The 7,112-nt window shown below is 39.0% G+C and carries 6 protein-coding genes; 1 reads left to right on the plus strand and 5 read right to left on the minus strand.

Annotated elements, in window-relative coordinates; all coding sequences use genetic code 11:
* The first annotated feature begins 229 nt into the window (after positions 1 to 229).
* Complete coding sequence (locus tag ACRD7P_RS12975) at positions 230 to 1,117, plus strand: JAB domain-containing protein (protein ID WP_430908051.1); 888 nt, start codon at positions 230 to 232, stop codon at positions 1,115 to 1,117.
* Between the two features lie 50 nt (positions 1,118 to 1,167).
* On the opposite strand, the gene ACRD7P_RS12980 is transcribed toward ACRD7P_RS12975, so the two are convergent.
* The 5 genes from ACRD7P_RS12980 to ACRD7P_RS13000 form a co-directional block, all read right to left on the minus strand.
* Positions 1,168 to 1,419, minus strand: a complete 252-nt coding sequence (locus ACRD7P_RS12980; RefSeq protein WP_430908061.1) for a type II toxin-antitoxin system RelE/ParE family toxin — start codon at positions 1,417 to 1,419, stop codon at positions 1,168 to 1,170.
* 34 nt (positions 1,420 to 1,453) lie between these two features.
* On the minus strand, positions 1,454 to 1,711 hold the full coding sequence (locus ACRD7P_RS12985) for a type II toxin-antitoxin system ParD family antitoxin (RefSeq protein WP_430908052.1): 258 nt from the start codon (positions 1,709 to 1,711) through the stop codon (positions 1,454 to 1,456).
* A 612-nt stretch (positions 1,712 to 2,323) separates the two neighbouring features.
* The gene (locus ACRD7P_RS12990; RefSeq protein ID WP_430908053.1) at positions 2,324 to 3,229 is read right to left on the minus strand and encodes a hypothetical protein; all 906 of its coding nucleotides are present in this window, start codon (positions 3,227 to 3,229) and stop codon (positions 2,324 to 2,326) included.
* A gap of 1,041 nt (positions 3,230 to 4,270) precedes the next feature.
* The gene (locus ACRD7P_RS12995) at positions 4,271 to 6,142 is read right to left on the minus strand and encodes a tetratricopeptide repeat-containing sensor histidine kinase (protein ID WP_430908054.1); all 1,872 of its coding nucleotides are present in this window, start codon (positions 6,140 to 6,142) and stop codon (positions 4,271 to 4,273) included.
* A 28-nt stretch (positions 6,143 to 6,170) separates the two neighbouring features.
* Positions 6,171 to 6,830, minus strand: coding sequence for a response regulator transcription factor (locus tag ACRD7P_RS13000; protein ID WP_430908055.1), 660 nt, complete (start codon positions 6,828 to 6,830; stop codon positions 6,171 to 6,173).
* Positions 6,831 to 7,112 lie beyond the last annotated feature (282 nt).

Raw genomic sequence — 7,112 nt, forward strand, 5'->3', positions numbered from 1 at the left:
CAAAGTACATTTTTAGCGAAGGAGCCAGCTGGCGTGGTGGCGTCAGTCTGTAAGAAACTTTATTGCCAGCAAGGCAGCCGCATCAACTCGCCGAAAAAAGCAATCACCCACTGGGTAATCACTTTTTATCGCGCCTAAAATTTTTAACGCTCCTCTCCCCTATTGTTTTAGCTAAAGTTCTCTTAGGCCGTTTTACCTCTCGAATGTTAACAAATTGTATCTTTGGGATATGAACGTACGGCTGACCAAGGAGCAAAAAATAAAAGTGCTCAATTCAACAGATATCTATGCGATTATGCAGCAGATATTACTTCGTGAAAATAAAATACGTAGAAATCAAGAACACTTTTGGGTCGTTGGTTTAGATAACAAACACCAGATACTTTTTATTGAATTAATAGGTCTTGGTGCCGTAAATCGTGTAAATGCCGACCCGCCAGATGTCTTTAGAATGGCCATTTACAAACTGGCCGTAAAAATGATTCTCGTTCATAACCACCCTAGCGGCTCTTTAGATTTATCAAAAGGCGATAATGAATTTACCGACCGCATGCTCAAAGTGGGGAAACTTATCAATATCGAGGTCATTGACCACCTTGTCATCTCTGAAACAGACTATTTCAGTTTTGCCGACGAAGGCCTTATCGAAAAACTTAAAAAATCAGGTGTTTTCGAGATTATGGGGCCTGAAAAAAAGGAGTTGGAGCAATGGAAAATCGATACCGAGAAAAAACGGGCTGAAAAGCAAAAGGCTATAGAAATTGCTAAATCGTTATCCTCTAGATCAGCGATATCATCCTTTAGTTTAGTTTTATTAGTGAGAATAATACTATTCCACACACATTACACTCCCCTCCTTTCGTCGGCTCGCATAATAAGTGTTTATTCATTGCCCGTCTATTGCTTTTTTAAGGAATTCATGAACCTCGTGCCTCGGTTTCATTACCTTTTGAGAAGATACTTTTTAGAAGAAAAATTTGAAGAAAATGTAGTGCGGAAAAGGCCAGCGCTTCATCTCGCTAATAAAAGAAAAGGTCTCCCAGACCTTCCCTTTTTATGCCGTTTACCAAAGCAAAGTGTCATAACGCGGAACATTATAGAACAAAATGTTCCATAATCCAACGTTATATAAAATTGCGATAAGTTATACGGAATAGCTGTCTATTCCTATCCTTTTTGGAGGTTCCAATCATAGTCCATACGTTGACTTAAAACCCTAAGAATAAAAATTCCGCTTGCCGTATGCAGATAAAAAATGGTGTGTGCTTGATAAGAAAATCTTTTTAACTCAGCAATAAATTCTGAGGCATCTCGACCTAAATTCGCATTTTCGGCAAGTATTTCAAATGTTTCATGCATATCATAAAAATACTTTTGCGCTTGAGTTAGTCCGAATTTGTATATGCCAAACTCGTACATTTCGGCCAAATCAATCTCAGCTTTACTGGATAACCTATAAACGCCCATCTTCCCGCATGCGCGCTTCAACTTCTTTCATGATATCGGGTAAGGATTTGGAACTAACACCGCTTTCAAGCCCTTCAACTAGTTTAGTTTTAAGAGAAAGAAATTTAGATTTGTTGGCTTGATCCTGCCGCACTAGATTTCGCAAATACTCACTGTCGTTAGTATATTCGCCTGCTTCGATTTGAGCCTTTATCCATTTATCTTGTTGTTCGGTAAAAGTTACCGTTTTACGAACTGTTGCCATAATACACATGTTTAAATCATCATACTATTGGTGTAATATAGCGATTTTGTTCGAATTAGCACCGATAATTCAGCTTTACTTTTAATAACCCATTCCACGCACATTGCCCTCCATCCTACTGTCGGTCAGTTAATAAGTGTTTATTCATTGCCCGTCTATTGCTTTTTTAAGGAATTCATGAACCTCGGGCCTCGGTTTTATTACCTTTTAAGAAGATACTTTTTAGAAGAAAAATTTAAAGAAAGTGAAGTGCAGAAAAGGCCAGCGCTTCATCTCGCTCATAGAAGAAAAGGTCTCCCAGACCTTCCCTTTCAATGCCGTTTACCAAAGCAAGGTTATATAACTCGGAATAGTATAGTGCAATTGTAGCAATTTAGCGGATAGCGCATTTCCGTGCTATTTAATATTATGTCAAAGGGAATTTGCGGTCAGCATTGACTATGTTGCTCTCAAAGCCGCCGCATCTCGCCGCCAACTAAAATCATCTACTTGATAATTTTAATTGTCATTAGGATCGATTCTTTATTGCCTGAAAATCCCATATAGCTTTGCGATCCTCTTCTTTTTGAATCGCAAAACTATATCAAGATTTTAGAGCTTAGCAATAGTACTTCATGGGTAGGATTTCGTGCCATTTTGAGCGCCCTTGCTTCCGACGCCGGAAACGGAAACTTTAAAGCCCTCTCTATCAAAACTTACCGAGCCAGTAGGGGTTGCCCATCCTAGGGCATATTGAATTTGACCATATGAACCGGAGTTCCTTAAAACTCTTGATTCTGATTTAGTAGAACCTGCGGTCATCCAACCCCAATCTTCTCTATCCGTATTTCTTACACTCCCGTTCGTATTAAAACTCACGGTAATTTTATAGCCAATTTCACCTCTTTTACTTCCCCAAAGCCATTTAATGTCCCACCAGGATTTGCTCCAAGCTGAACCTCCCGATCTGTCGGCAGTTTCACCCTTTTTAGCACTATTTTCAATTTTACCATCTTCCTCTATTTCAATAAGTCCGAATATGACATTATCCCATACGATTCCTTCATCATTATAATAGCAAATGGTTTTAAACTGTCTTCCTTCAGCTTCCCAAGTCAATTCCATGGCTTTATCTGTTGATTTTATCAATTTTGCTTTGAAGTCATCAACTGATTTGGCGACCGACCCTCCTTTTGAGGACAGTTCTTTTACGCTACCAAAGACTATCGAATTTGGATTTGCGATGTTACCGTAGGCTATGGTCTCGTTTTCCCCTGTTTTTGAAACAGTGCCGTCTGTACGCTCACCGTAGCTATCGACGGAATATTCCAATAACCTGTAACGATCTTCTGTTTGAATTTTGAGATTCGCTTCAACGCCTTTTAATTGTTCTGCGACCTTATCCGGCAGTTCATTAAAGGTTGAAGCTGCAGCCTCTGTTGGCTGATTTACAATAGCATCTTTTTCACAAGCGGTGAATAGAAGTGTAACCGCAATAAAGAAGCTGTAAAAAATAGCTTTAAATCTTAACGTTTTCATTTGATATCCTATTTAGTTCACCTACTCTTTTTACCATAGGCTTTTCGGTTTCCGCCTTTTTGAGTCGACCCTGCTTTGGGATACTCCCAGTCTATCTAGCTAACGATAGTAAAGCATTGAGATTTTCTATATTTCAAATGTAGTGCTCGATAAAAGGTGGCGAAATCGTTTAAAAAGATGATTTTACCTAAGGGTAAACAAGAAGCGTGTCAAGGTAATCAAGGAGGGGCACTTTTATTTACAGTATAAACGGATGATTAATACCCAAGGATGCCCTCTAAATTGGGCTACATTCGATTACCCTATAAATTGTAATCTTTCAACACCATGAAGTACCCTGAAAAGCATTTCTTGCCATGCGGTGCTTTCTGGATAAGCGCGCAGTAAACTTTTTTGCACATTGATGTGCATAAAAAAACCCGCTTTGTTATAAAGCGGGTTTTTTAGCTATGTTTTGATGCTTTATGGCCTGTAAAGCATTCCTAATTATTTCATAATAAAAATGAATCGTTGGTATGATCGTTCGATTTTAATATGGTGGCACTGTGCCTCCGGGGCCTCTTTGTGAACAGCTTACCCTAACGTATTTCCAAACCCGCTTTGGAAACCAACCCTTCCATACCCAAACGCGTTTTTTCTTGTAGCAATAGTCAAACGTCAGGTTTACGGTTCCTATCATTTCGATATCTCTTGACACGTGGTAATTGAGTGTAGCACTGTTAATTTGAGTTGTTACGAGGGAAATCACTTCTGGCGCTGCATTGTATATTGATTCTTCATCGTTTTTTGCGCTAGAGCTGGTTACAACGAAACACATAATAATAACACTCAGCCATAACAATTTAATTTTAAAGTTATTCATAATACATACGATTTGTGTGAACCTACTCTATTCTTTTTAGGCTTTTCGGTTTCCGCCATTGTTATAAAGCAATCATGAAAAAAGTTATTTGAATTGTATGAGTTAAAGTTACTAGTATTCCCTACAGTAGCTACTCATCGAAACCAAGGAATCCTCCTCAGGGTAAACCATGAGATACACTACAGCAGAATGGAAACGGTCGTACCTTGGTTCGGCTTTGATCTTACGTCCATTTTTGCAGAAATCAATGTTACCCTCGACACAATATTCTTCCAGCCCATACCTTTTGAAAGATCCATTTTTTTGGGGTCCATACCCTTTCCGTTATCGGTAATGCGCAATGCGTAGTTCTTGTTTTCATTTTTCAAGATGATATCGACCAGCGTGGCTTGGGCATGTTTTATGGTATTCGATAAAATTTCCTGAACTATCCTGTAAAGGTTTACACTTTGATCTTCGCTTAAACTACGAAATGGCTCCTCTACCTGTAATTCTATGGTCAGGATATTCTCTACCGCCAGTTCGGAGATCAATTCCCGTATTGCAGGAACCAACCCAAGCTTGATAAGGGTGTCGGGCATAATGTTTTGCGATATATTCCGTAGTTCGTCATAGGCATGATCGACTTGTTTTAACAATTTCTCTTGAGAAGGTGCCAGTTCGTTGGTTAAGGGTAAGTTAGCTGCCTGCATTCGAATCGTTGAAATCGTTTGCCCTAAACTGTCATGCAAATCCTGGGCGATTCGTTTTCGCTCTTTTTGTTCTGTTTCAATAATGCTTTTATATCTCAAGCTCTCCTGTTTGACCAGTAATTTTTTCCTGTTCATTTTTTGCCATCCCCACATTCCAAAACTTAGCAATAGCAATACGCTGGCAAATACGATCCACAATATGTTTCTTTGGTATTCTTTTTGTTTGATAATACTAGCCTTTACAGCGTTTGCCTTATCCAAAATTAATATTTGCTCTTCCTTTTCCTTGGTCGCATACTTGGTCTGAAATTCTTCCAGCTTCTTTTTCTTAGATCTTTCCGCAAGGGTATCATTGATCATCTGGTTTCTTTTCAAAAAAGCTAGAGAATTTTGATAATCCCCAAGTTTCTCGTAGACATTCGAAAGTTCTTCGCTTGCCCTTGCAATCGCCGGAAAGCTTTTGATACTGTCCGAAAGCATATAGCTCCGCATAAAGTGCGGGATGGCCGCTTTGTACTCTTTTCTGTCGGAATAATAACTACCAATATCATACTCTGCGGTAGCTACATGAAGTTTGACCCGCGAATCTTTGGCCAGTCGAAAGGAGATGTTGAAATAGTGTAGCGCGGAATCATATTGTTTGAGAAGTTGATAACTTGACCCTATATTACCAGGAATGGTATAGTTGGAACTGAAATTGTTCTTTTTACCATCTGCCATTGCTCTTTTACCAATGGCGATCGCTTCTTTGTATTGTTCCTTGCTCATGTAGCAATAACTCAAATTCGCATAAATCTTGTTCTTCAGACGATGCGCCTTTAATTCTGTAGCGAACTTCAATGCCTTTTGATAATTTTCAATGGCCTGGTCCGTATCCCCATTTACGACGTATAAAAATGCCAAGGCGTTTTTTGCATCCATTTCCAGCGATGCCGACTTGTTTTCATTTATGAATTGTTCACTTTTTTCATAATATTCCAAGGCGGTATCAAACTCGCGTTTTAGTGTGTGGCTGACCACCAAATTCAGTAACGCATCGGTCTGGTAATATGAATTTTTTTCTTGTTCGGCATGTACCAAATTTTTTTTGCTGTATGCTATCGCTTTATCGGCGTTATCGATGGCATTATAATTTTTGGCGATTCTAGATTTGGTATAATAGGCCAAATCGGTATTTGGTGCGTTCTTTAACAACGAATCTAATCTTAGGAACACTTTTAGCGATAAATGGTAACTGGCCTGGGAATCGTATAAGGAATCGGCAGTACGTCTTAGTTTGGCCAGTTCTACATCGGGAATCTGGGAAAAAGAAATAGAAACGATGAGCAGAAAAATGAGGGAGAGATGGGTGCGCTTCATTCGTGCTGGTTTTTTTGGAATAATTTGGTTAGTCCCACATGGCCAGATTGTTTTCAACAGCATAGCGAATAAGCCCAATGACACTTTTTGAATTTGTCTTTTGAAACATACTTCTGCGGTGGGTCTCTACCGTGCACACACCTATATTTAACTCACTGGCGATTTGTTTGCTTGATAATTCACGACAGATGAGCTGCAGTATCTCACGTTCTCTAGAAGTAAGTTCTGCCCTCGTTTTTAATTTATTGGGTTTTTTGTCATTGATCAAATCCATCATAATGGATGAAATCTCACTTCCGTAGTATGTGCCGCCATTAACGATCCGATCGACAGCATTTAACAATTCAACCTTACCGGCCTTTTTCAACAAATAACCTTCCGCCTCGGCATACAGAATTTCCTTCACCAATTCTCTGCCAATATGCATGCTCAAGACTAGAAAAGGGACAGTTATATTACGTGCCTTCACTTTTTTAATCAATTCAATACCGTTCATTTTCGGTAAACCAATATCCGTAATGACCAAATCAATAGGCTCTTGGGCAATTAGTTGATAGCCCTCTTCGGCGCTGGTTACACTTTTTAAAGTTCCTATGTTGTCATTGGAGTTCAAAATGGACTGCAGTCCATCGGCAAACATGATATGGTCATCTATGAGAAGAATGTCAATTGCCTTTCTATCAGTCATTTTGTGATTGAGTTAAGAACCACCGAAGGTATGTAGTACCATATAAATACGATTGTAATGAAAAATTGGATGTAAAATTTCAAAAATACCTTAACATATTGAAGGGCAATAGCATTGATTGTGTAGCTGCGATGGTATATTTATTGTCTTCCGTTCTATCGTCGGTCAGTTACTAAGTGTTTATTCATTGCCCGTCTATTGCTTTTTTAACGTGAGTTCGATATAACTATATGTTCAAATACAGTTGTTTGGTATCCACGAAGTTATTTTTCAGGGAGGGTT

Origin of the sequence: Maribacter sp. 2-571 (genome assembly GCF_050589625.1) — a bacterium.
GTDB lineage: Bacteria > Bacteroidota > Bacteroidia > Flavobacteriales > Flavobacteriaceae > Pelagihabitans.